Source organism: Paenibacillus sp. NPDC056933 (assembly GCF_042674385.1).
GTDB lineage: Bacteria > Bacillota > Bacilli > Paenibacillales > Paenibacillaceae > Paenibacillus.
The window spans coordinates 1-23,850 of record NZ_JBHUQN010000008.1 but is presented as its reverse complement, the minus strand read 5'-3'; the positions used below and the strand labels follow the sequence as shown (position 1 = coordinate 23,850).

The window sequence follows — 23,850 nt, the reverse complement described above, 5'->3', positions numbered from 1 at the left end:
ATGATTCATTTGCCTAAGAATTATGATAATATGACTCCAAGCCTGCGCTCATCGCGGGCTTTTTTGCATTCAGAATATATACATAAATATTTTTGATCTTTTATGATCAGGTTATCGTTAATTGAATTGAGGGGGTGAGGGAGCGTTGAATGATGAAGAGTTGATTCAGGAGATTCGTAAAGGCAGCCGGGCTGCGATGGAAGTATTGGTGAAGCGGCATTACAAGTCGATATTCGCTTATGTGTACCGGAAAACGGGTGACTATCATACCGCTTATGATCTAACCCAAGAGGTATTTGTGAAAATGATGAATTCACTGGACAAGTATCGGGACACCGGAAAATTCAGTCACTGGCTGCTGAAAATTGCAGTAAATCATTGCCTGGATTATTTTCGTGGACGCGATTTCAAACAACAGCAGAGAGAGAGTGAATTAACGGAAGAGGCGCTCCCTGCCAATGAACACCAGAATGTATGGAACATATTCCATAAACGGCTTCAGAACGAACAAGTCAGGCAGGCGGTATTAAGTTTGCCTGAGCACCAGAGGGACGCGGTTATCTTGAACTATTACAACGGACTAAAGATCAGGGAGGTTGCCGAGCTGACGGGAGCAAATGAATCGACAGTGAAGTCACGCATACGTTTGGGCATAACGAAATTAAGGGAAATCATTCTGGGAGGTGATCGGGATGAAACGAAGAGGACACGGAGATAAACGAAATCGAGCAGCTGAATTGGAGATGGAGGAGTACAACGAAATTGCTCCCTATCTGAACGAGTATGCGGTCGATTTTCCATCCGAAACGGAGATCGACAGAACGATCAGGGCACTGGATGCCCATATGCCGGATCAGGTGAGCGTTCGCACGAAACAATCATACGGAAGGTTAATGCGGGAATTGTTCCAGCTTGTTCGGGGTGAGGTTGTGGTATTCCACAAATCATACTGGTTGGTTTGTTCACTGCTCCTGTTGCTCGGATTTTGGCTGGGAACACACAGTAAAATCGACCCTTACATGAGCGGTCTCGTTCTGGTTCCTGTACCTTTTGTTCTTGGATTGCTGGAAGTATTCAAAGGCAGGGATCAGGGGCTCATGGAAATCGAGCTGACCTGCAAAATAACGGCACAGCAGCTGATGCTGACCCGTCTGATCGTAGTGCTTGCAGGGAATATGGCATTTGTATTTCTGCTTATGCTGGTGATGTCCGGTGGAACAGGCAGTCCCATCTCATGGAGTACAATCGGTCTATGGTACGCACAGCTGATGATTGCGGCAGGGGCCAGTCTGTGGCTAGCGATGCATGTGAGGGGGGGAACAGCTGTCAGTATCTTTTTGACATTATGGTTCGGACTGATATGGCTTGCATTAAGTAATCCCCAATTTGTTGCGTTATTTCAATCGATCCAGCCGTCAGTACACATCGCAATCACGCTATGCGGAGTGATCCTGTTGATCAGTCAGATCTACCAGATGGCTAGAAAATATACATCACAAACAGAAAGAGGTTATTCCTTTGATATTGACCATAGATAACGTATCCAAGAAATACAGAAACAAGTGGGCAGTTAAATCGTTCTCGCTGGAGCTATCCAGCGGTGGCGTTTACGGTCTGCTCGGACCGAACGGAGCGGGCAAAACAACGCTGCTTCGCATGCTTGTAGACATCTCCAAGCCAACGTCAGGACAGATTTTGCTGAATGGGCAACCCACCCAACAGATGGGGGATCGTTATCGCAGTATATTGGGGTATATGCCGCAGCGATTCGGATTTTACAATCGTTTCAGTGCTCATCGATTTCTCATGTACATGTGTTCGTTGAAAGGGCTTAGTGTGAGTCAGGCCGGTGTCCGCGTGCAGGAGACATTGCGAATGGTTGATCTGGAACAGCAGGCCCAGCATAAAATCCGTACGTTCTCTGGAGGCATGAGGCAGAGACTAGGCATTGCGCAAGCCTTGCTGAATGATCCGCAAATTCTAGTCCTCGACGAACCTACGGCAGGCCTTGACCCCAAGGAGCGTATTCGATTCCGTAACATAATCGGGGAGCTGGGAAGAGACCGGATTGTACTGTTATCGACGCATATTATCTCTGACCTGGAGTTCTCGTGTAAGGAAATGATTCTGATGAACGAAGGTCAACTGATCACCCGGAACACGCCGGAAGAGATCATGAACAGGATGCAGGGCAGCGTCTGGAAGGCAACGCTCACGCAGCAGCAGCTTGCCGAGCTTACCTCGCATTTCAAAGTAAGTGGCTTGTCCTATCAATCGGATGGCATTGTAGCCAGAATTTTGGCCAAAGAACAACCTGTACCGCAGGCTGTACCGGAGACTCCCCGTCTCGAAGACGTATATATGCACTATTTTGACGAGGAGGCGACATCGTGATTCGTTTAACTCAATATGAATTTGCAAAAATAATAACACGTAAAAGCATTTATCTGGCACTCAGCGGGCTGCTTGTGCTTCTTGCTTTATATGCCTGTTTCGGGCATCCCGGGCCGTTGAACGGTACATCATATTACAAGCCTTACGAAGGAGCCATTACGGAGGAGAAGGTTCAAGCCGCGCAGGGTCAGATGCAAAGCGAGGGGTACAGTGAGGAAAAGAATCAGGATCGATATGGTGTATTTTATGAGATTTCCATATTTTCGCCGGAATCCATCAAAAACTACGGCAGATATGATGACAGCGGGAATCTCATGAAGCGGACGGTAACCGTCTCCGAGATTCACTACAATAAACCATGGGGCTATCTGCTGGAATACATTGATCAATTTGGAGTACTCTTTATGATGATCATCATTCTGCTTGGACTGGCGCCCGTATTTGCAGAGGAATACGCACGGGGAACCGCAGCATTGCTGCGCAGCAGCAAACGGGGGAGAAGCCAAATCGTTTCGGCTAAATTAATGGCTTCCATGTTATATGTCGTGCTATGCGTCATATTGTTTACAAGCGTCAATTTGTTGATCTACTGGTTAAGGTTTGGAAATTTGGCTGGAGCAGATACGCCCATCCAGAGTGTTGGGATGTATTTCCGAGGCTTTGACTATGAGTTCTCTCCTTATCGGTTATCGGCGGCTCAGTATTATGGAGTACAGTTGGTCACTCACTTGGCAGGCAGTCTGGTCTTTGCATGTGTTGTGTTATGCGTCTCAGCGCTTTGTTCAACGTCGTTTGTTGCGATCGTCATTAATGTCGCGATTGTAGGCGTGCCTTATCTGGCATTCGATGTGTTGAACTTCAACCCGGGCTGGGCCACATGGATTGAGGAATTTTCATTCAGTACAATGATGCGGGTAACGAGGTTATTCCAAAAGCCGGCAAGCTATTCGGTATTTGGACTGGAGCTGTCCTATTTGAGTTTGTATATGATCATCATGGCTGTGGTTACTATTGGAGTCATACTTGGTACTTATCGTACGTTCCGCACTCGCGAGGTTTTTTCTTGATAGAATTCTATTAGGGAAGATTATTATTAAATGGGGGGTCCGCAGTTATGCGGGCTTCTTTTACATCATGTGATATTTCCAATCGTCCTACTCTTTTGATACAGTAACTGTAGTACATAGCGGAGGTATAACCATATGGGACCATCGTTTCAAGAACTGATGCGCAATGCGCGCGCGGAGGAGAATACCTTTTTGTACATGCTTCACGAGGAAGCGCGCTTCGACCAGAGGTTATTCTGGAAGTATGTGAACAGTATTATGGAACTGACCCGTCTCACCGCTGACCAGCCGTTGGATCGGGAAATGGCAAGTGCCGTTAGCTTCACATATTCCAAAATCATGGAGCATCTGCAATGGCATCATTCGGATCGGGATGTGTACGAGATCCAACAGTTTCCCTATGAATATGCACATCTCATCGTGGATCGTCTGGGAAGGGTGGTTGATGGTTTCTTTAAGGGCACCATGCTGGAAGAAAAGAGCTTTGACGAAAAGTTTCCTAACCCGGCCTTCGCAGGGGAAATGGCCGAGGAGCAACCAGCCGTGTTGCAGCTGGGGTATTATAAACAAAATACGAATGTGTACGCGATTGGCTTCCGAGAGGAAGATGGGACGTACCGAATTGTTTTGAACGAAGAAGAGGATAGGGAGCTTTTGGACTCCAGGCTGAGCCGCCGAGAGGTGGAGGGAACGTACCTCTTCATGGCTCCGAATGCCAGCAGCGCTCACCAATTATTTCATGAATGGGTGATGGGTAATCACACTCCATATCGCTCTGCAATTAATCTGTCTTCTGAAGATGTTGAATAGCCATCTAAATAATTCAATTCATTCTGAGAGGAGCATATTTTATGAATGTGAATGATCACCTGATTGAACAGCAGCTCCTAACTTTCGTAGGTATTAAACGAACATTCACCTCAAGTATGGATACCTGTAGTACCTTTGTCGTGATTTGAAAGGGATAAACAGGCTACAGGCTAGGTTATAAAGTAAAAGATAAAATTTCAGAGCCAGAAGGCTTACACTCATCATGTAATTCATTAGGAGGCTGAATATGTTATCCAATAAAATTATTGATTATTGTCAAAATCAGGGCTGGTGGCATGAAGATGTGCTAGCAGAGTACGAAGAAGCTTTACGTAAACTGGGTATTGATCTTGAATCGGAGTTTGCACAGTTTTATTTGCATGCAGACGATGGACCGACCTTTTACAGCAGGCATCAGGAGATCTATCAGATCTGCTGGGTGATGGAAAACACCGTATATTTGGAGGACATGACGGTGGCTCAACTCACGTTGGGATTGCCAGAAGCCTACATACCGCTCGACAGCTTTGAGGGCGAGGGTGGATTCTTTTATAACCGCCAAACGGGAGAAGTGGTTCTGGTGGAGCTTGGTGAGTCGATTGAACGTTTCCTGAGCGGTGAAAGTGTACCGCAGTGGGCAAGCTTCAACAATTTTCTGGAATGGTATTTCGAACTGGAGGAGGCGGTTGCGGAGTGAAGGATCTGACACCAGAGCATCCTGAACTGGAGAGAGAAATTATCGAAACGGTAGAAGCAGGCAATATTCTTGATGAAACGCAGCAGCATGAGCAGGCCCTGATCTATTATGATCAGGCTTGGGGGATGCTGCCTGAGCCGAAGACTGACTGGGAAATGGCAAGCTGGATTGCTTCCTGTTATGTGAATGCATATATGGACCTGGAGCAATACACACTGGCGAAGCCGTGGGCTGAAATGGCCCTGCAAACGAGAGGTTCCGATATTAATACCGGGCTGTGGATAGAGCTAGGTATGGTCTGCATGAGGCTAGAGCAGCATGATGAAGCTTTTGCTCATTTGAACCAGGCATATGCATATGGCAAGGAAAGAGCGTTTCAAGGCAGTCCGCGTGACGTTTTGCAATATTATAAGGAACAAAAGATGAAGCGTGAACGAAACTGATTCTACGGATTACAAGATGAAAAGGGTACCCTATCTGCCAAAGCATTGGCCCGTGGGGTACCCTTTTCTTTTAATTTTTTATATAAGTATGATCCTTCAGCGGGTTAATCTTTCGCTCCGTAAGGGAAAATTCATCCAAGAGATCTTGCGGCGATATGGATACAAATACGTGCGTTTACATGCGAAAAGGACGCCTTGCTTGTCGATCTTCCCGGGAACGTCGCTTTATGGCGCCAGAGGCTTTCCGTTGTCTTTTCCATAGCCAGTAGAGTATGAGTCCATGGATTCCGGCAGCTGTTAACAAGAGCCAAATAAACCATCCCACCGACGTTTTCATCAGTGGGTCCGCAGGGCTGAGCACCTTGGTAACTTCAGATGGGTCGGGAATAGAACGTGGCGTCTCTTCTTTCTCCTGAACATTCATGGCCGAAGAGTGATCCAGTATGACGGTTGTTGTCAGCCTCCATTTTCCATTTACAAGTGCGCGGATTGTGGCCCGCTCGGCATCGACATCGGTATGAAGCGTCAGCAGTCCATCCGGTGTAATGGATACTCCCTGTACGGGGGTGTCGAGCTGAAATTTTACATCAGGTGTTTCTTCTGAGGCGGATTGAACACCGTATTGGACTGTGGATTCCCCGGTTACAGGCTTCACCACACGCTCATCACCAGTCATTTGCAAGGTAGTGAGCCCGTTCTCGGCCACAGCTTGCTTCCTGGACAAAGGCTTGATATTGCCGATGCGGAAGCTCAGCTTGGCGTTTTCGGGAGTAGTGGTAGTAATGCCCCAACCAATGACTTTGCCCAAGCTCACTTGACCTGTCGTGTTGGCTTTGTTCTGAACCATTAGGCTGGAAAAGGGAATGCGGATCTGTCCGACAAATCCCGGTTCCAACTCAATCAGACCGGATACCGGGCGAACCAGTTCAGCCTGTCCGGTTAATTTCTCGACTATGATGACGTTTCGATCATCAGACACAGTCAGGGAAAGTTTATCCGATCGGGTCAGTACGATATTAAGAGGCAGCTTTTGGTCCGACTCATTGCGGATGGAGAAGGTCAAAGCCCCATAGCCTGACCAGTCCCGATTCTGCAGCTCATAGACGTAGGCCGAATAGTTTCCTTTTTTGAGCCCCTGTGTAGAGGTCTTAATCTGAATACTGCCTTTGTTATCAACGCTGGCGTCTACCTTGGCTCCGTTGTTCCATTCATGGAGTGTATTCCCATTCACCTTGAGCTGCTCTGCCTGAACAGCCTGAATGGGATACACGTTCCATAACACAGCAAGGCTGGCGACAAGCGTAAGTTTTTTCCACTTCTTGATCATGCTTCACTTGCCTCCTCTCTATAGAATATAGATAAGCCATCTCGTTCAGTTCGTCTGGAGAGATGTTGTTCTTGCCCTGGGGTGCAGGGTACAGGTTGCCTCGTCTGTCACGCAGGGATTGCACCCATACGCATTCCAGTAAGAGATCTTCGCCAAGCGAAAGATGTGATCTGACATGAGCACCCAACACAAAAATGACAAGCCAGGGCTCGTCATTTTTGTTTCAGCCTTTTGCCATCTTTCATCGGCAAAGGCCTATATTCAATTGAAAATCAGTCGGATATGTTGCGCGTGTAATACTCAATAATATCCTTGCGACGGATGATACCAAGGAAGACACGATCCACGTCCACCACAGGCACAAAGTTTTGGTCAGCTGCGAGCGTCAGCATATCCTCCATTTCGGCCTTGATAAAGACGCATTCATTATATACCCGGTTGTCAATCTCATGCACCTGAACTTGATCCATGGTTTCGAAGGTCAGACCCGGAGTGCTCCGCATTTTCCATAACAAATCGCCTTCGGACAGGGTGGCAACATATTTTCCGTCCTGGTCAATCACGGGAATGGCGGTATAATGCTGCAATTCAAGCTGCTCGATCGCATCTTTCATGGAAGCGGAAGACTTGATATAGGCCACTTCGGCTTTGGGGAGTAAAAAATAGCTGATTTCCATCATCGGGCTCCTTTACTATAATCTCACTATCCTTATTTAAACATATTATGTGAGCTTTCGGCTATTTTTAATGATAAATTCGTCAGATTTGTTCCATTGTTTAAATGCGGCTGGAAATCTATAGTGTATATTAGAGGTGATATGACCATGAAATCAAAACGTAAAATTATATACGGACTGCTTCCCATCTTGTTTGCCGGTGGAATTGGAATGTACTTATACATGCAGAATAACAAAACAGAGGAAGTAAAACCCGAAGCCACCGTTGACCAGTACATAGAGCATTTGCAAAAGAAAGAATTTGATCAGCTGTATACCTTGATGACACCTGCTTCGCTGGGTGAGTCAGGCATGAACCGTGAGCAATTTGTGGAGAAATATAATGCAATCTATTCGGGCATGGTGGTTTCTGCCGTTAAAGCAGAGGTAAAGCCGCAGGTAACCGAGTCGACAACCGATGGCAGTGGAAATCCAGCACAAACTCAGAACCCGGATACCTTTGAGACCGACTACAATCTGCAGCTTACGACCTTTCTGGGGGACGTGAACGAGACACATACGCTGAAACTGGTGCGCGAAGAACTTGAGGATGGGGGCAAAATCTGGCGGATTAACTGGAAGCCATCCTTGATTCTGGCCGACATGGTTAAGGGCAGCAAAGTCAGAGTGAGGACACTGTTCCCTGAACGTGGGGACATTGTTGATCGTGAAGGACTTCCCCTGGCAACAAAGGGAAACATATATGAATGGGGCATTGTACCGGAGAAGCTGGGAGATAACCCGGAAGCAATGATCTCCCAGATTGCGAAGCATTACAAGGTAACGGAGGATGGCATTAACAATACGCTTGCTCAGAAATGGGTGAAGCCGGAATACTTTGTCCCCATCGCTTCAACAGAGGACTCCCGTGTGCCTGCTGGACTGGCTGGTGTGCAAGTTCAATCCAAGGAGATCCGGTATTATCCGCTTGGTGAGGCTGCTGCACATCTGATCGGCTACGTCCGCAAGGCCACCAAGGAAGATCTGGAGAAAGATACAGAAGGTTACTACCGTGCGGAAGATTGGATTGGCAAAGCCGGACTGGAGCAATCGCTGGAGAAACAGCTTCGCGGGGAACGTGGTGGACTGATTGAGATTACAGATGAATCCGGCAACACTCGCTCAGAGCTAATCCGCAAAGATGCAGTAGATGGAAAGAATATTCAACTGACGATCAGCTCAGCGAAACAGCGAAAGTTGTATAAGACGTTATCCAGCGGTGGTGACGCCGGGGCGATGGTGTTGATGAACCCGACAGATGGTAACCTGCTGGCACTGGTCAGTGCTCCTGCTTACAATCCGAACAAGATGGTAACGGGGCTGACACAGGCTGAGTGGGATGCATATTCAGCAGATGAGAGGCTTCCTTTTATCAACCGATTCACGAATCGTTATGCACCAGGTTCAACCTTCAAAGCCATTACGGCAGCGGCAGGGCTGATGGAGAAGGTTACCACTGCGGACAAATCGCATGAAATTTCCGGTCTGCAATGGCGCAAGGACGAGAGTTGGGGCGGGTATTATGTAAAACGTGTAAAAAATGTGTCCCCTGTAAACATGGTTGATGCTCTGGTCTACTCGGACAATATTTATTTTGCAAAGGAAGCCGTAGAGATGGGCAGCGCCAAGTTCATAGATGGCATCCAGAAGTTTGGTTTTGGTGATAATTTTGGCCTGGATGAACTGTATTTGAAGCCAAGTCAGTATGCAAACGAAGCTCATCTCGATCTTGCATCCGAGGTGTTGCTCGCCGACACGTCCTATGGACAGGGAGAAATGTTGATGTCGCCGATCCATCTGGCATCGTCCTTCACCCCGTTTATTAATGAAGGAAAAATGGTGAAGCCTGTGCTGATACAGGAAAAGGAGACCGTCCAACCGGAAGTTGTAATTACACCTGAGGTCGCAAATACGGTGAAGGATGCTTTGGGCCAGGTTGTGACCCGATCGGGGGGAACGGCCCATTCCTTGAACTCAATCCCTGAGGGACTTGCGGCCAAGACCGGAACAGCGGAGCTGAAGGCCAAGAAGGGAGAGAAGGGACAGGAGAACGGTTTTGTCGTGGTGTTTGATACCGATTCGCCATCCTTCCTTATAGCCGCAGTCATTGAAGGGGTAAACGGAAGAGGCGGCAGTCATTATGTTTTGGATAAATTGAAGCCTTTCCTGGAGAAATAGGGAGTAACGCAGTAATTGGATTGCTATTTACGATGTATCTTTTAGTATGTGAAGAGCCCAGCCCCCATTTATGTTACGAAAATGGGGGCTGGGCTCTATGTTTGCCTTTATGTTATAAGATTTATTTCCGAGCAGTCAGCATAAAACGTGCCGAGTTCGTTCGAATCCCTTTATCGCAGCGATTTTGCTCAACAAACTGTTGGAAACACTCTAAGTCGGATTCTTTCTCTCCAAAACCGGGAATGATCGGTGCATGGGTCAGCAGGAAAAGTAGATCATCAGGCGTGGCGTAATATTCTGTTGCATTATATTCGAGTGCCTCAATGTCTCGAAAACCTGCTTCCCGAAGTTCACGTTTGTATCGTTCCATTAATGTGCCAGGCTGAACGCCCAGCGATTGTCCACGGTCAAAAGCCTTGGAGAGATTATATTTATCATTTTCACTGACTTGTTGGGTAAGGAATACACCGCCATCGGCCAATACCCTGAATACTTCTGTAGCGCAGAAGCCGCAGTGTCTGGAGGACACCACATTAAAGAATTGATCCGGAAATGTCAGTTGCTCTGCATTCATATGCACAAAACGGACATTCGACCTGGAACCAGATGCCTTAAGATTACGCTTGGCTGTCTCAATCATGCTCTGGGAAAGGTCGATTCCAACCAATAACAACGCTGCATTCGCGATAGACAGAACAGCTTCTCCACCACCTGTGCCAATGTCGAGCAGCAGATCAGATGAATGAATGCAGCGTGCCACTTCCTCGTAGAAATTCCATCCAACGCCCTCGGAAGTCACTTTCAGGGAGCTGAAGTCCCAGCCATTCAATCGGCCAATACGTTCGTAAAAGGCTGGATAGTCCATTTTTTTCTTCATTTATAGTTTCCTCCAACGTGGGTTTTTGATTCTAGACAGATGTTGTGCAAAATCGTTATGGTTAGATGCCGAGCAGGCTCAAAAGGGCATACGTATCCCATGATAGCTGGCACGCGTTTTGACCCAGCCCGACGACTAATTACTTCGACGATTCGGTAGCAACATCCATTTCACCTCACCTTGTGGAATACCGCTATTATAATGAATTGACAGCGTATACGCGAGATGTTATTTTGAGATAGACTCTACTCTACTAGATTGAGGTGATCGATGGTGGCTGTTCGCGCCAAGCAGATTTTTGTCAATTTGCCCGTTAAGGATTTAAAGAAGTCCGTTGATTTTTTTACCAAAGTAGGGTTTGAGTTCAATGCGAATTTTACAGACGAGTTTGCGACTTGCATGATCATTGGAGACAACATCTATGCGATGTTATTGGTGGAGGATCGTTTCCAATCGTTTACTTCGAAGAAGATCTCCAATGCGGCGGACACGACAGAAGTCATTGTAGCCTTGTCGGTGGAGAGTCGTGAACAGGTTGATGCGATTGTACAAGCTGCCTTGGATGCTGGCGGCAAGCCACATAATGATCCTCAGGATCATGGGTTTATGTATGGATGGAGTTTTCAGGACCTGGATGATCATCTGTGGGAAGTTTCCTATATGGATCTAAGCAGCTTTCCGACACAAGAATAAATTTGAATTTACGTTCGTCAGTGCCTTCCTATTAAATAGGGAGGCATTTTTGGTGTCCATTTATTCGAATCATGCACACTCACACATCCATCTCAATATGGACATGAATAGGATAACGCAGGCAGAGATAGCGTTTGTCGGCATCATTTTTTCGTGTTGTGGAAACAGGCACCGGATTTATCCTGATAGCATATGGTGTAATTTACCTTTTTGCTATATGATAAGTGTCGATTCATGTAAAAATAGCATAACATACATACGTTCTTTTTGATGGAGGGATCAGGGTGTATTGTCACGTATGTGGGACGAAAAGCAGTCCAGGGGATAGCACATGTAGAAAGTGTAGAACAAAGTTAAAAGATTCGGGCTCTACAGAAGAACAGATCTGGGCAGAGACTGCGGTTGGCCTTGAAAGTGGAGCGGGAAAAGCAGTAAACCAATTATCGAGACAGCAGCAGTCTGCACCGGAGCAGAGCAACAATGCTCAAGGTCGTGCATTTAGCTGGATCATTCCACTGCTTCTGGCAGCAGTGATGGGGGCTTTGCTGACGTATTATTACAAGCAGGAGATGGGGATTAATGCGGAGGTAAAATCGCTGCATCAACAGGCGGAACAAGCGGCCCTGGAAGGTAAATACAAAGTAGCTCTTCAGTTGCTGGACACCGCTCTAGCGAAACGACCGAACTATAATGCACTTGTACAGGATCGCCAAATTACGGCGAAAGCGTTCAATATGATGAATCAGTTAAATGAAGCGTCCACAAGTCTGAAGACAGGAAAATTGTCCGCAGGAGACAAGACTATACAGGCTGTAGCCAAAGTGCTGAACGAACGGAAAGAACCCGTATTTGCCAAGGTACGTGCCACATTAAACAACAGAAAGGTAACACTCGCCGTACTGAAGGTGAAAAAGGAAATCGATAGTTTGACCACGGTAGAGGCGCTTGCCGAGAAGCTGGATACCGTATCGAAACTGAAGGGAAATGAAGCCGAGGCGGTAGAGAAGCAAATCGTCGACAAGCTGGCAGGCCTCAGTTATAAACAGGCTGAACAGCAAGTGAAGAAAAAGGATTTCACGGCTGCCTTACAAACGGTGGATCAGGGATTGTCCTATGCGCCGGAAAATGAAAAACTGACTGCCTACCGTGAGCGGGTCATCAGTGAGAAAAAGGCGTTTGAGAAAGCCGAAGCGGAACGTATCCAATTGGCCGAGCAACAGGCTGCGGAAGAAGATTTGAAGAATCGAACATCCGCAGTAAGCATCGTGAACGTTGAGGCAACGCTTGATATGTATGGTGACCTTTATATTAGCGGTTCCATGGTAAACAATGCGACCCGGCCAATCTCCTCCGTCACTGTCATGATCGATATTTATGGGACAGACGGTACCTATCTGGGCCAGACATATGTGGATGTGTATCCAAGCTGGCTGGATGTGGGGGAAGAGGGTTTCTTTGAAACCTATTATTATGGTGTGTACCAGGAAGCGGAAGTCTCTGTTGTGAATGCAACGTGGTATCTGGAATAGGAGGACAGGTTGGAATGGCCAAACGAACATGGAGTACGATCATATCCAGTGCCATAATTATTGGTGCTGGGGCAGGAGGCGTGTTCTGGATACATCAGCATTCAGTAGATCAGCTGCAGGATGGGCCCAGACTGGCCGTTGTCGCTGCGAAGGAAACGGAAAATGCGGCAAAGACGACTGCTTCCAAGAAACCTGAGAAGAAGACGCGCAAACAGATTATTGAAGAGAGTCAGAAGAAAGTGGTCACGATTGAGAGCAGCAGTGGATTGGGTTCCGGTTTCCTCTACAATGATCAGGGGGACATCGTCACGAATGCGCATGTGGTGGAAGGCTCAAAAGAAGTGATCGTCCGTACCCTGAGTCATGAGGAATATAAAGGGACAGTGATTGGTAGGGGGGAAGAGACGGACGTGGCTATTGTCAGGGTACCGGATCTGAAAAAGGTCAAACCACTATCCATTGCCAAATCCAAAGCCGAGATCGGAGACGAGATCCTGGCACTGGGCAGTCCACTCGGACTGGAAAACACCGTAACTACGGGGATTATTAGCGGTGTAGGACGCAGCTTTGAAATAGCACCTTATATGTATAGCAATCTTTATCAGATCTCAGCGCCTATAACCCATGGTAACAGTGGCGGACCACTGATTAGTGCGGAGACTGGCGAAGTGCTCGGCATCAATTCAGCTGTGGTGGAGCAGGAAGGCGGAATTGGCTTCAGCATCCCTATGACCAGTGTGCTCAAGCAGGTACAGGCTTGGTCCAAGAATCCTTCAAGTACGACGACGATTCAGACGGCAGGAAATACGCATTCAGGCTCAACCTCCGCCTCAGTGGAAGCAGAGACACTTGTGACAGATTTCTATATGAGCCTGAATCTGAATGATTATGTAACCGCCTATGCATTGCTCGGCAGCGAATGGCAGAGTGGGACGACATATGCCAAGTTCCGCGAAGGGTATATAAATACGAGCTATGTAACAATCGGAGATATGGCCTCTACGACCAACGAAGATAAAGAGATGGAAGTGACGGCAGTCATTACTGCCGATGAGCGTAGAGATGGCGAGTATGTAACAACAAAATACAAGGTTACGTATCAGATAGGGTCTGAGAACGGCCAGCTGAAAATATTGCATGGCCAGGGCAAAAAGATCAAATAAAGCGAGGGAGGGGAGTTGGCAGATATGCCAACTCTCCTTTTTTGTTGATTATGCTTGATGTATCTGTTAAAATACAGAACGAACGTTCAGTATGCGCGAGGTGGAGTGAAACGTATGAATATGAATAAAAAGCAACTACAAACCGAGCAGACCAAGAAGAAACTTGCGGATGCCTCAAGAGCCCTTTTTGTGCAAAAAGGCTATAAAGCAACGTCCATTGAAGATATTGTGGCTGCGACGGGCAGCAGCAAAGGAAATATTTATTACCATTTCAAAAGCAAGGAAGGTCTGTTTCTCTACCTGATTGATGAGTGGGATCGGGAGTGGGAAGAGAATTGGGCGGCCAAGGAACATCTGTATCATACTTCTACGGAGAAGATTTACGGCTTGACGGAACAATTAGTCCTTGATGACATGAATCACCCGCTGACGAAGGCGGCAGATGAGTTTTTCACCGGGGAAAAGAAAGAAAACGATATTGAAGAACGAATAGCTTTGATGTTTGAACGGCATATTCAATTTAACAAACAATTGGTGGAACAGGGAATTGAGAGCGGAGAGTTCAAGGCAGACAACGCAGACAATCTGGCCCTCATTCTGGAAAGCACCATTATTGGTCTTAGTCAGCTGTCACGCGGAATGGAGTCAGAAAAGGCTCTTGCCTTGTACCGCCAGGCAGCCAGCGTATTCTTGAACGGGATTGCAAAAGACAAAAATTAAAGATTAAGGCAACATTTTGACAACTACGGAGGATGGAATCATGGCATTACTAACACGGAACAGGGGCGCATTGCTGCTGTTGATGTTTAATATTTTTCTCGTTTTTACAGGAATAGGGCTTGTTGTGCCCATTATGCCTGCGTACATGGATCTACTGCAAATCACTGGGTTCACGGTTGGTTTGCTGGTCGCAGCATTCTCCTTCACGCAGTTTCTGTTTTCTCCAGTTGCGGGCCGTTGGTCTGACATCCTGGGACGCAAAAAAATTATCGTTGGCGGCATGTTAATTTTTGCTGTATCGGAGTTTATGTTTGGTGCTGTGAATGCACCATCGCTGCTCTTCGCGGCCCGGATGCTTGGCGGAATCGGTGCAGCGATGATCTTCCCGGCAGTTATGGCGTATACCGCAGATATTACCACAGATGAAGAACGCGGAAGAGGTATGGGATTAATCAATGCGGCAATTACTACAGGATTTATCATTGGTCCGGGGATCGGCGGATATATCGCTGACTTTGGCATTCGGATTCCTTTCTATGCCGCAGGTATTGCAGGTTTGCTGGCATCCATCATTACGTTAATTATTTTGCCCGAATCGACCAGAATTACCGGAGAGCAAACCAAACCTGTTGCAGGTGCGTCTAAGGTCAAAAGCCCGGGCATGGTTTCTCAGTTGCTGCATTCGTACCGGGAGCCTTACTTTTTCAGTTTAATTATCGTATTTGTTATGGCGTTTGGCCTGGCTAACTATGAGACGGTCTTTTCTCTGTTTGTGGATCACAAGTTTGGTTTCACCACCAAAGATATTGCTTTCATTATTACGTTTGGTTCCATCGCGGGTGCTGTGGTGCAAGTCTCCCTGATCGGCTGGTTGTTGAATCGATTTGGTGAGAAGAAAGTCATTTCGGTCTGTCTGCTATTTGTAGCGGTATTTGTACTGTTGACCTTGTTTGTGAACACGTACTGGATGATTCTGGTCGTTACATTTATTGTCTTCCTGGGCATGGATATTTTGCGTCCGGCAATCAGTACGCAGATGTCCAAACTGGCGGAAGAACAGCAGGGCTTTGTGGCCGGATTGAACTCAGCTTATACAAGTTTGGGAAATATCGCGGGTCCAATTGTAGCGGGAGCACTATTTGATGTGAATATTAACTACCCTTACGTTTCAGCAGCTGCCGTTCTGGCGATCTGTTTCCTGTTGTCACTGCGGGTGTTAAGAGGCGTCAAATCATCGGGCAATGCCAAGGCGGAAATGTAATTATCATTAGGAAATGAGAGCGTAATTATCAATACAAAAAAACCAGTCGACTACACATGAACTATGTGTAAACGACTGGTTTTTTTAATTTAGGGTGTTAACGGACTTCTCCATTGGTTTCAATCAGTTTTTGATACCAGTGGAAGCTCTGTTTGCGGATACGTCTTAATTCCTTGATATCGAATTCTTCCCGATCCACGTAGATGAATCCATAACGTTTGCTTGATCCCTGATGTGTACTGACCAGATCAATCGCAGACCACGGGCAGAAGCCAAATATATCTACACCGTCAGTAATCGCCAGTTGAATCTGTTCGATATGTTTATTGAAGAACTCGATGCGGTAAGGGTCGTTAACCACGTCACCTTCCTCCAGCTTATCAAATGCACCCAGACCGTTTTCGGTAACGATCAATGGCAGGTGATAACGGGAATAGATCTGGCGCAGCGTTGAACGGAAGCCGACAGGGTCAATTTCCCAACCAAACTCGGTCTTTTGCAGATTCGGATTTACAGATCCTCTGTAAGCGCCCGGCTCACCGACAATCTCATGCTGGTCTCCTGTATGGGAGAAATCATTGCCATCATTCAGACTTTCACCAACGGTCTGTGATGTATAGTAGTTAAAAGCAATAAAATCAGGGTTTCCTTGAGCCAGGATATCCATGTCACCATCTTCCATGACGGGAGTATATCCTTTTTCTTCGAGATAACTCCAGGCAATATGATTGTAGCGTCCATATACTGCCATATCGAGATAGAGCCAGTTACGAATGGCAGCATAGTTATCAGCAGCGAGCGTGTCTTCCGGTTTGGAGCTCGCCGGATAGATGACACCAATATTGGGAGCTGGGCCAATTTTGGCTTCAGGCAGCATATCATGGCACAGTACCATGGCTTTGGCTTGAGCGACCAGCATGTGGTGGTTTTGCTGATACAGTGTTTTTTGCGGGTTAACAAGCGTGGTATCCAGTGTACCCAGAGAGCCGGGATGCAGGATCAGCATATTTTGTTCGTTGATGGTCAGCCAATATTTAACCCGGTCACCATAGTTCTCATACAGTGTTTTGGCATATTGTTCAAAGGCATCAATCGTTGTACGGTTGGACCAGCCCCCTTTTTCCTCAAGCGCATAAGGAAGATCAAAGTGATACATGGTTACAATGGGCTCAATGCCGAATTTAATTAACTCATTAATGAGAGAATCGTAAAATGCGAGTCCCTTTGGATTTACTTCACCTGCGCCTTGCGGATAGATGCGTGTCCAGGCGATGGAGAAACGATAGGCTTTGAAGCCCATTTCAGCAAGCAACGCGACATCTTCCTTGTACATATGATAATGATCACTGGTTACTTTGAAGTCCGTTACGCCTTCCACATGGTTTCCCATGTCGATGACAGAAGGGCCTTTGCCATCTTCATTCCAGGCTCCCTCGATCTGATAGGCGGAGGTTGAACCTCCCCAGAAAAAATCTTTGGGAAATGGCTTGAGTTGGGTATGCTTCATGGTTAGTTCCTCCTAGGTTAAATACGTATGATATAAGTTGGGTCAGACAACAAGAGTCAGTAAGACATCATTTTTCTGTACCTGTTCCTGAGTCGTTTCGAATACATCTACTTCCTGCTGCGTAAGAGTAACAATGACAGGAGTCACGGTTTCGTATCCGGCTTCCTTGATTTGTTCGAGTTCAAATTGGATCAACAGATCGCCCTGTCTGACGATATCACCTTCCTGAACGACAGGAGAGAAGTGTTTTCCCTTCAGCGCTACTGTGTTGATGCCAACATGAATCAGAATTTCCGTTCCTGCGTTGGTTGTTAATCCAATGGCATGTCCTGTGGGGAAGAGTGAAGTGACAACACCATCCACAGGAGCGACAACTTCACCAATCTCAGGAACAATCGCCAAACCTTTGCCCATGGCACCTGTTGAGAAGGCTGGGTCGTTAATGGTGCTCAAGGCTACGGCTTTACCTGTTAATGGGCTATATATTTGTTCCTTTTTGATTTCGGTTGTTTTGGTCTCAGGTACGACAGGAAGTTCTTCCGGCGTGCTTTCAGTCGATGTGTTGGAGACAGATTCATTTTTTTCAGAAGTGGTTTCTTTGGTTTTGCTTTCGTAACCGAACATCACGGTCAATACCGCTGCTACAGCAAAGGAGCAGGCGATCGCAATCACGTAGACAACCGTTGGTGTATAGACAGGAATGGCAAATATATTGTGGAACACATAAGCAGTCATTTTAACGCCAAAGTGACCATTAATGGCGCCGCCGATCGCACCTGCAATGACAACGATAGGAATCACTCGTTTGTAACGCAGGATCAGACCGTATACGATCGGTTCAGTTACTCCTGCAAGTAAACCGGTAAGGCTGGTGGAACCTGCAAGGGTGCGCAGGGTTTTGTTCTTTTTGGCTTTCAGGAAAATACCAAATGCGACACCGATTTGTGCAAACACGGCTGCAGCAGCCATGGCTTCAATCGGATCACCGCCTACCCCGATATTCTGAATCGTAATTGGTGTGAACCCCCAGTGGAGTCCGAAGACTACCATGAAGGTCATGAATCCACCCAGGACAATACCTGATAAAATGCCGCTGACACCAATGAGCCAAGTTACACCGGAAGATATCCAGTCACCTACAGTAGTACCGAATGGTCCGAAGGCCATTGCAGACAGAGGAACCATAATCATTAACGCAATCATCGGTACCAGGAACAACTGTAGATCTTTCAAAATGATTTTCTTGAGTAACTTATCCAGAACAGCGTAGATGCTGATCGATATGAAGATCGGGAATACGCTGGCTGAATAGTTCATCATGACAACGGGTATGCCCAAGAACGATACATCGGAGCCTTTATCCATCAGTCCCGTGAAATTCGGTTCCATCAGAGCGGCACCAATTACGCCAGCTACATAAGGATTGGCTTTCAGCTTCATACCTAGTGTGATGCCGAGGAAAATGGGCAAGAAATAAAAGACAGCGTTGCCGGCAGCGGATAGAATCAAGTAGGTGTCACTTGTATCAGACATCCAACCAAGCATGGTCAGGACGGTCAGTAAAGCTTTTAACATACCTGATCCTGCCATGGCCGGAATTAATGGTGAGAAACTTCCGGAAATAATTTCGAAAACTTTGGATAATACCGAGGTTTTTTCCCCTGTGGACTCCGCAGATGAGGAGGATTCCCCTCCGAAATCTCTGTTCTTCATAATCTCTGCATATACATGAGCCACATTGCTGCCAATCACGACCTGGAATTGTCCGCCACTTTCGACAACGGTAATGATACCGTCGTGTTTCTCCAGCGTTTCACGTTCAGCTTTTTTCGAATCCTTTAGGTCGAATCTCAGCCGGGTCGCACAGTGGACAAGTCCGTTAATATTGGCTTCTCCGCCGACGAGGCGAACGATGTCATCCCCCATTTTTTTATGATCCATGTTCATTCTCCTTTGTGGTTAAGATTGCCTGAAAACAAAAAAATACCTAAACGAATGGCTATGATCATCGAAAAGATGACCCGCTGCCAATCATTTAGGTATCGCCTGCTTTACCAGTAACAATCCTTGTCGTTAAGTTGTGAGACCTACTATAAATGACGTCGAAATCGTTTGCAAGCTTTTTTTATTCAGCGTCCAGTATCTCGTTACGGGAAGTGACACGTTGAATATGGATGGTCAAATACACTTTTTCGTCAATGGACATGGCACTTTCAAACTTGCCTTCCAGGTACTGATTAATCAATTGGGTGCACTGAAAAGCCTTGCTGTATTTGTCTTTCACTTGCTCATACAGAAAATTATCACCAGAAGCAATCTGTTCCTGTTCATTACTCACCATTCGTTGTACAAAATATTGCAAGTGGGTAATAAAGCGTGAATAATTAAATGAATTTTCATCCAAAGTAATACCGTAATGATTGGTAACAATGTTGAAAATATCATCGATGACTTCGGTAATTTCAACCGTTTGTTTCATGCCCTGACCATCTTGGCGGGCGTTGACAAAGTGCATGGCAATAAAGCTGGCCTCATGTTCATCCATCTGGATGCCGAATTGTTCCTGAATCAGCTCCACGGCGTTCATGCCAATCCAAAATTCCTTTTTGTAAAACTTCTTAATCTGCCACAAAAGGGAATTCTTCAGCCCCACGGATTTGCGGTACCGTGTAATGGCGAATTGAATATGATCGATTAACGAAATATAGATATTATCACTAAAAATATCGCCCATTTCCTTTTTGGCATAGGCCACTATTTCGTCAGCCAATTTTAAGTATTCAACCGATGTTTCACCGATCAGATCAATTAGTTTTTGCGGTATTTTATCCGATTTCAGCACAAAGGTTTTTTCGATTTTATCCTCATCCACGGGCTGTCCATTTTTCTTCTTGAAGCCCAGACCGTTGCCGATGACAACAAACTCATGCCCTACCTGATTCTCGGCGCGAATGACGTTGTTGTTGAAAATCTGTCGGATGATCATATAGGTGTTCACCTCAATAGACATAATAATAACAAAAAACCCAAACAAAGGCTTTTTGGACAGCCTTTTGTTTGGGTATCGCCTGCTTACCAGTAACAATCCCGAAGAAGACGCAGCTTCCTCTTTCAATTATGTCCACTATACCGCTTTCATAACAGAATAACAATACAATGATTTATGGAAATGAACGTAAAGACGTCAATTTTTGTTATAATAAGAAAGCTGGAAGTGAAGAAGATGGGCTGGGTTGCATAATAAGTTACCGAGGACGGTCATTTTTAAGCATATACAGGATTATTGGAGTGATAACATGAGCAAAGCAAAAGGAAAAGGCGGCACCGGCCGTGGTACTGGCAAAAAAGGCTGGAACCGTTGGCAAGCCGCTGCAAACCGGGCGAAAAGTGCCCCGAAGCCTTATAAAAGTAAAGGTACGAAGAAAAAGGATGAGACCGAAACTTCAAGTGACGAGTCCGTGTAAATGGGCACGAGATAGAGTAGAGAAGGGATCTGACCTGAATACAGGGATGGTCTCTTTTTTATTTCAATGCAAGGGCAATTATATTAAAAGAATAGAAAAAACCAAGACGTAGGAATTACCCTCCAGCATCTTGGCTTTTCGTTATTACCGTTCTTAGTGTTTACTCGGTATTCAGCTCTAATTGGCCCTTACTTTGAAGAAGGAGATCAGCTCTTGCAATTGACCCGATACGGCAGAAAGTTCATCGGAGGCAGCAACAATGGAAGCCATGGATGATTCCTGTTCGGCAATCGATTGCTCAATCTGTTTGCTGCTATGTGCTGCTTTGCTGACACTCGCAGACAACTCATCCGCAGTAGCGGACATTTCCTGTGTGCTGGCGGATATTTCTTCGGTTGAGCTGGAGATATCCTGAATTTGGTTAGCGACTTTGTTTGTAGCTGTCAAAATATCTTCAAAGAATTGCCCCGTCTCCATAGTGACCTGAGAACCTTTCTCCACTTCTTGAGAGCCAAGCAGCATAGCATCGGCAGATTGAAGAATATCGCGTTGAATACCGTCAATTAATGTGCGGATCTGTTTAGCCGAGTCCTGGGACTGTTCGGCGAGTTTTCGAACTTCCCCTGCGACAACCGCGAAACCTTTTCCTTCCTCACCGACACGCGCCGCTTCAATGGAAGCATTGAGAGCGAGCAAATTAGTCTGTTCCGCAATTTGTGTAATCATATTCACGATGCTGCTAATTTCGTTGGAGCGGCTTTCCAAAGACTGTATGGATTCCGATGTATGCTTCACCGCACCCGAAATCAGGCGCATCTGTTCAATGACCTGTTGCATGATTTCATGTCCTGAATTAGAACGTTGTTCCATGCTTAGGGCTTCATCCGCTACATCTGCAGAACTGCTGGCAATGGTCTGTACAACGGTAGACATTTCCGTCATTGCTCGGGCACTTTCCACGCTGGCCTTATCCTGAGAGCGAAGTCCCAGTGATATATCCCGGATGTTACTGCTAATCAACTGAATATTATCATTATTTTTACCGGATATTTCTAAGAGTTTCTTGGATGAGTCAGACAGGTGATAAGATGTCGTCTGGACTTTGAACATCGTGTCATTGAATCGCTGAATCATCGTATTGAATTTTTCATTGATAATTCCTAGGTCATCCCGGCCAGTTTGGATGGACACATCGAGATTACCGGCGCTCGCAGCCTCGATCCCTTTCATCAGGTTATTGATTGGCTTGAGTGTTTTCTTCAACAGGATGTACTGCAGTATCATAAACAGAATCAGGAAAACTACAAGGAAAATGCTACTGTATGTAATCAGTTTATGAAGTCCTTGGGGAACTGCACTTGCATCAACATCGAAGTAAAGAGCGGCGTAGGTATTGCCCTCCGTGTTCTTGATGGGATACATAATTGTTGTCCAAGTCCCATAATCGTCGGTATAAAAGCTGCTGAAACCGGGTTTACCGTCCATTTTCATATCCTCTAGCGCTTCAACAATTTGTGAGGATAAGGCATACATCGTACCAGCGGCCATATTGCCTTCCTCGAAGGACTCTACCAGGCTGGTTGGAATCGCGATAATTGATGTCTCATTTCCCTTTTCCAGTTCCGTCCCAAAAATATAAGCTTGCGCGATGTTGGGATAGAGCTCGTGGATCGAATCGAGATAGTCCCGAAGTACCTTTTGGGCAGGACCTGAATAGTTTTTCTCATTTGCTGCTTCAAGAACCTTGCTTGCATCCAGATCAGCGGACCATTTCTGCGTTGTTACCTCAGCCTGATCATATAACTGTTGAATCAAAATGCTTTTTTGAAACTGGTATCCGGCTGTGATTAAAATAACGCCTATTAGCGTGATGCTGCCGAATGAAATAACGAGATTTTTAGCAAAGAAGGGAAGAGTACTCCACCTTATCTTATCTAACAACATAATTCACTCCTTTTTCTAATTGTGACCATCTGGATGCGTGTTCGCTCTACGTATGGTGCTTTGTATCCATGTGATATATCGTAATGAGATTATCTTAATGTTAGTTTCCAGAATGAAAATGATGCTTTAGGACCAAGAATTTTCAGAATTATTCTCATTTCTTTCATTATTGTGTTCATATCAGAGAAATGCGCAAATTATTTGCCGCCATTACCCTTAAAATCGAGAAAATTATTGCCATGAAGTTGAAACCTACCTCATGTTGATGGGTGAATTGTTGCCTAATATGTATATACATAGAGGGAAGATGGGTTAATGGTGCAATAAAGATATGCGCATATATGAAATACATGAATACGCAAAAACAGCTTTTATCGAGATTTTACAGATCGACCGGATCACTAAACAATATCCTTTACTATTAATAATAGGCTGCCTCATACAAATGAAGCTAACTAAATAAGTAGTGACATTATTGAAGAAAAAGTTTTTACGGCTCTACGTGTCAAACTAATCAATAGAGTTTGGGAGTAGGACTACAGCTGATTAAGATATCCCTTATTATTCATAGAGCGTATTAGAGAGGTAACAATAGCTTGCAACCACTGGAGTACATTTCAAATCAAAAGTCATTGTAGTGGTGAGATCGGGAGAATAGGTGTGCTTCATTATTAATGAATCAAAATAAAGCGAGGTTAGACTTTCAGCACCCAAAGGCTTAAATACTGGGTTGAAGAAGGAGAGCAGCTCAACTAAATGTAGTGAAATAAAATAATTTATAATATAGGTTGTAATTAAGAAGAGGACATGATATATTATTAATCCGGCCAAGAAAACACGGGAAACATGGTGCGGCAAGCGAATTAACAAGCTTCGAAAGAAACTTTAAGAAAGAGCTTGCAAAGTTGGTTCGGACGTGATAATATATAAGAGTTGCTAAAGAGAACAACGATAGCGACTTAAATAAGTTTGATCTTTGAAAACTGAACAACGAGTGAGTAACGATCTTGCTTGCAAGATCGACGCTGAGAAATCAGTATTCGTCTTCGGACGGTATGAT

21 protein-coding genes are annotated in these 23,850 nt (G+C 45.7%); 14 read left to right on the top strand and 7 right to left on the bottom strand.

Annotated features, from left to right (window positions below; genetic code table 11):
* The first annotated feature begins 145 nt into the window (after positions 1 to 145).
* The 7 genes from ACFTRD_RS30120 to ACFTRD_RS30090 all read left to right on the top strand — a co-directional run bounded on the left by ACFTRD_RS30120 (position 146) and on the right by ACFTRD_RS30090 (position 5,411).
* Positions 146 to 718 carry an RNA polymerase sigma factor gene (locus ACFTRD_RS30120; RefSeq protein WP_379386423.1) on the top strand — a complete coding sequence of 191 codons (573 nt, stop codon included), beginning with the start codon at positions 146 to 148 and terminating at the stop codon, positions 716 to 718.
* The gene (locus tag ACFTRD_RS30115; protein WP_379386421.1) at positions 693 to 1,538 is read left to right on the top strand and encodes a hypothetical protein; all 846 of its coding nucleotides are present in this window, start codon (positions 693 to 695) and stop codon (positions 1,536 to 1,538) included. Before ACFTRD_RS30120 ends, ACFTRD_RS30115 begins: the two co-directional genes overlap by 26 nt.
* On the top strand, positions 1,519 to 2,394 hold the full coding sequence (locus tag ACFTRD_RS30110) for an ABC transporter ATP-binding protein (protein ID WP_379386419.1): 876 nt from the start codon (positions 1,519 to 1,521) through the stop codon (positions 2,392 to 2,394). The genes ACFTRD_RS30115 and ACFTRD_RS30110 overlap by 20 nt, the downstream gene beginning before the upstream one ends.
* Positions 2,391 to 3,461, top strand: a complete 1,071-nt coding sequence (locus tag ACFTRD_RS30105; protein WP_379386417.1) for an ABC transporter permease — start codon at positions 2,391 to 2,393, stop codon at positions 3,459 to 3,461. The genes ACFTRD_RS30110 and ACFTRD_RS30105 overlap by 4 nt, the downstream gene beginning before the upstream one ends.
* 135 nt (positions 3,462 to 3,596) lie before the next feature.
* Complete coding sequence (locus ACFTRD_RS30100) at positions 3,597 to 4,271, top strand: hypothetical protein (protein WP_379386415.1); 675 nt, start codon at positions 3,597 to 3,599, stop codon at positions 4,269 to 4,271.
* Positions 4,272 to 4,518: 247 nt separating this feature from the next.
* Positions 4,519 to 4,968, top strand: a complete 450-nt coding sequence (locus ACFTRD_RS30095) for an SMI1/KNR4 family protein (RefSeq protein ID WP_379386413.1) — start codon at positions 4,519 to 4,521, stop codon at positions 4,966 to 4,968.
* On the top strand, positions 4,965 to 5,411 hold the full coding sequence (locus tag ACFTRD_RS30090; protein WP_379386411.1) for a hypothetical protein: 447 nt from the start codon (positions 4,965 to 4,967) through the stop codon (positions 5,409 to 5,411). The genes ACFTRD_RS30095 and ACFTRD_RS30090 overlap by 4 nt, the downstream gene beginning before the upstream one ends.
* Before the next feature lie 175 nt (positions 5,412 to 5,586).
* Here ACFTRD_RS30090 and ACFTRD_RS30085 read toward each other — a convergent pair whose 3' ends face one another.
* Together ACFTRD_RS30085 and ACFTRD_RS30080 are read right to left on the bottom strand one after the other, a co-directional pair.
* Complete coding sequence (locus tag ACFTRD_RS30085) at positions 5,587 to 6,738, bottom strand: hypothetical protein (protein ID WP_379386409.1); 1,152 nt, start codon at positions 6,736 to 6,738, stop codon at positions 5,587 to 5,589.
* Positions 6,739 to 7,010: 272 nt separating this feature from the next.
* Complete coding sequence (locus tag ACFTRD_RS30080; RefSeq protein ID WP_024631266.1) at positions 7,011 to 7,415, bottom strand: CBS domain-containing protein; 405 nt, start codon at positions 7,413 to 7,415, stop codon at positions 7,011 to 7,013.
* Positions 7,416 to 7,562: 147 nt separating this feature from the next.
* On the opposite strand from ACFTRD_RS30080, the gene pbp4 reads away from it, so the two are divergent.
* Positions 7,563 to 9,632: a penicillin-binding protein PBP4(5) gene (gene pbp4 / locus ACFTRD_RS30075; protein WP_379386407.1), complete on the top strand. Its 2,070-nt coding sequence runs from the start codon at positions 7,563 to 7,565 to the stop codon at positions 9,630 to 9,632.
* A 121-nt stretch (positions 9,633 to 9,753) separates the two neighbouring features.
* On the opposite strand, the gene ACFTRD_RS30070 is transcribed toward pbp4, so the two are convergent.
* Complete coding sequence (locus ACFTRD_RS30070; RefSeq protein WP_379386405.1) at positions 9,754 to 10,509, bottom strand: class I SAM-dependent methyltransferase; 756 nt, start codon at positions 10,507 to 10,509, stop codon at positions 9,754 to 9,756.
* A 273-nt stretch (positions 10,510 to 10,782) separates the two neighbouring features.
* On the opposite strand from ACFTRD_RS30070, the gene ACFTRD_RS30065 reads away from it, so the two are divergent.
* The 5 genes from ACFTRD_RS30065 (at position 10,783) to ACFTRD_RS30045 (ending at position 15,875) form a co-directional block, all read left to right on the top strand.
* Positions 10,783 to 11,202, top strand: a complete 420-nt coding sequence (locus ACFTRD_RS30065) for a VOC family protein (protein WP_379386653.1) — start codon at positions 10,783 to 10,785, stop codon at positions 11,200 to 11,202.
* A 284-nt stretch (positions 11,203 to 11,486) separates the two neighbouring features.
* Positions 11,487 to 12,731, top strand: a complete 1,245-nt coding sequence (locus ACFTRD_RS30060; RefSeq protein WP_379386403.1) for an FxLYD domain-containing protein — start codon at positions 11,487 to 11,489, stop codon at positions 12,729 to 12,731.
* Between the two features lie 14 nt (positions 12,732 to 12,745).
* Positions 12,746 to 13,894: a S1C family serine protease gene (locus ACFTRD_RS30055; RefSeq protein WP_379386401.1), complete on the top strand. Its 1,149-nt coding sequence runs from the start codon at positions 12,746 to 12,748 to the stop codon at positions 13,892 to 13,894.
* A 120-nt stretch (positions 13,895 to 14,014) separates the two neighbouring features.
* Positions 14,015 to 14,614 carry a TetR/AcrR family transcriptional regulator gene (locus ACFTRD_RS30050; protein ID WP_379386651.1) on the top strand — a complete coding sequence of 200 codons (600 nt, stop codon included), beginning with the start codon at positions 14,015 to 14,017 and terminating at the stop codon, positions 14,612 to 14,614.
* 40 nt (positions 14,615 to 14,654) lie between these two features.
* The gene (locus ACFTRD_RS30045; protein WP_379386399.1) at positions 14,655 to 15,875 is read left to right on the top strand and encodes an MFS transporter; all 1,221 of its coding nucleotides are present in this window, start codon (positions 14,655 to 14,657) and stop codon (positions 15,873 to 15,875) included.
* 97 nt (positions 15,876 to 15,972) lie between these two features.
* Here ACFTRD_RS30045 and ACFTRD_RS30040 read toward each other — a convergent pair whose 3' ends face one another.
* The 3 genes from ACFTRD_RS30040 to licT form a co-directional block, all read right to left on the bottom strand.
* Entirely contained in the window at positions 15,973 to 17,382 is a 1,410-nt protein-coding gene (locus tag ACFTRD_RS30040; protein ID WP_379386396.1) for a glycoside hydrolase family 1 protein, read from the bottom strand.
* Positions 17,383 to 17,424: 42 nt separating this feature from the next.
* Positions 17,425 to 19,323 carry a beta-glucoside-specific PTS transporter subunit IIABC gene (locus ACFTRD_RS30035; RefSeq protein WP_379386394.1) on the bottom strand — a complete coding sequence of 633 codons (1,899 nt, stop codon included), beginning with the start codon at positions 19,321 to 19,323 and terminating at the stop codon, positions 17,425 to 17,427.
* Between the two features lie 184 nt (positions 19,324 to 19,507).
* Positions 19,508 to 20,368 carry a BglG family transcription antiterminator LicT gene (licT, locus tag ACFTRD_RS30030; protein WP_379386392.1) on the bottom strand — a complete coding sequence of 287 codons (861 nt, stop codon included), beginning with the start codon at positions 20,366 to 20,368 and terminating at the stop codon, positions 19,508 to 19,510.
* A 310-nt stretch (positions 20,369 to 20,678) separates the two neighbouring features.
* Between licT and ACFTRD_RS30025 the strand changes: the two genes are divergently transcribed.
* Positions 20,679 to 20,846: a DUF3934 family protein gene (locus ACFTRD_RS30025; protein WP_379386390.1), complete on the top strand. Its 168-nt coding sequence runs from the start codon at positions 20,679 to 20,681 to the stop codon at positions 20,844 to 20,846.
* 177 nt (positions 20,847 to 21,023) lie between these two features.
* Here the strand turns inward: ACFTRD_RS30025 and ACFTRD_RS30020 are convergent, their stop codons facing one another.
* Positions 21,024 to 22,790: a methyl-accepting chemotaxis protein gene (locus tag ACFTRD_RS30020; protein ID WP_379386388.1), complete on the bottom strand. Its 1,767-nt coding sequence runs from the start codon at positions 22,788 to 22,790 to the stop codon at positions 21,024 to 21,026.
* Positions 22,791 to 23,850: the final 1,060 nt, after the last annotated feature.

Coding starts and splice junctions, on each gene's coding strand:
- ACFTRD_RS30100 (WP_379386415.1), top strand. CDS start 3,597: ATGGGACCATCGTTTCAAGAACTGATGCGCAATGCGCGCGCGGAGGAG.
- ACFTRD_RS30115 (WP_379386421.1), top strand. CDS start 693: ATGAAACGAAGAGGACACGGAGATAAACGAAATCGAGCAGCTGAATTG.
- ACFTRD_RS30045 (WP_379386399.1), top strand. CDS start 14,655: ATGGCATTACTAACACGGAACAGGGGCGCATTGCTGCTGTTGATGTTT.
- ACFTRD_RS30070 (WP_379386405.1), bottom strand. CDS start 10,509: ATGAAGAAAAAAATGGACTATCCAGCCTTTTACGAACGTATTGGCCGA.
- ACFTRD_RS30080 (WP_024631266.1), bottom strand. CDS start 7,415: ATGGAAATCAGCTATTTTTTACTCCCCAAAGCCGAAGTGGCCTATATC.
- ACFTRD_RS30085 (WP_379386409.1), bottom strand. CDS start 6,738: ATGATCAAGAAGTGGAAAAAACTTACGCTTGTCGCCAGCCTTGCTGTG.
- ACFTRD_RS30025 (WP_379386390.1), top strand. CDS start 20,679: ATGAGCAAAGCAAAAGGAAAAGGCGGCACCGGCCGTGGTACTGGCAAA.
- pbp4 (WP_379386407.1), top strand. CDS start 7,563: ATGAAATCAAAACGTAAAATTATATACGGACTGCTTCCCATCTTGTTT.
- ACFTRD_RS30050 (WP_379386651.1), top strand. CDS start 14,015: ATGAATAAAAAGCAACTACAAACCGAGCAGACCAAGAAGAAACTTGCG.
- ACFTRD_RS30095 (WP_379386413.1), top strand. CDS start 4,519: ATGTTATCCAATAAAATTATTGATTATTGTCAAAATCAGGGCTGGTGG.
- licT (WP_379386392.1), bottom strand. CDS start 20,368: ATGATCATCCGACAGATTTTCAACAACAACGTCATTCGCGCCGAGAAT.
- ACFTRD_RS30035 (WP_379386394.1), bottom strand. CDS start 19,323: ATGGATCATAAAAAAATGGGGGATGACATCGTTCGCCTCGTCGGCGGA.
- ACFTRD_RS30055 (WP_379386401.1), top strand. CDS start 12,746: ATGGCCAAACGAACATGGAGTACGATCATATCCAGTGCCATAATTATT.
- ACFTRD_RS30040 (WP_379386396.1), bottom strand. CDS start 17,382: ATGAAGCATACCCAACTCAAGCCATTTCCCAAAGATTTTTTCTGGGGA.
- ACFTRD_RS30020 (WP_379386388.1), bottom strand. CDS start 22,790: ATGTTGTTAGATAAGATAAGGTGGAGTACTCTTCCCTTCTTTGCTAAA.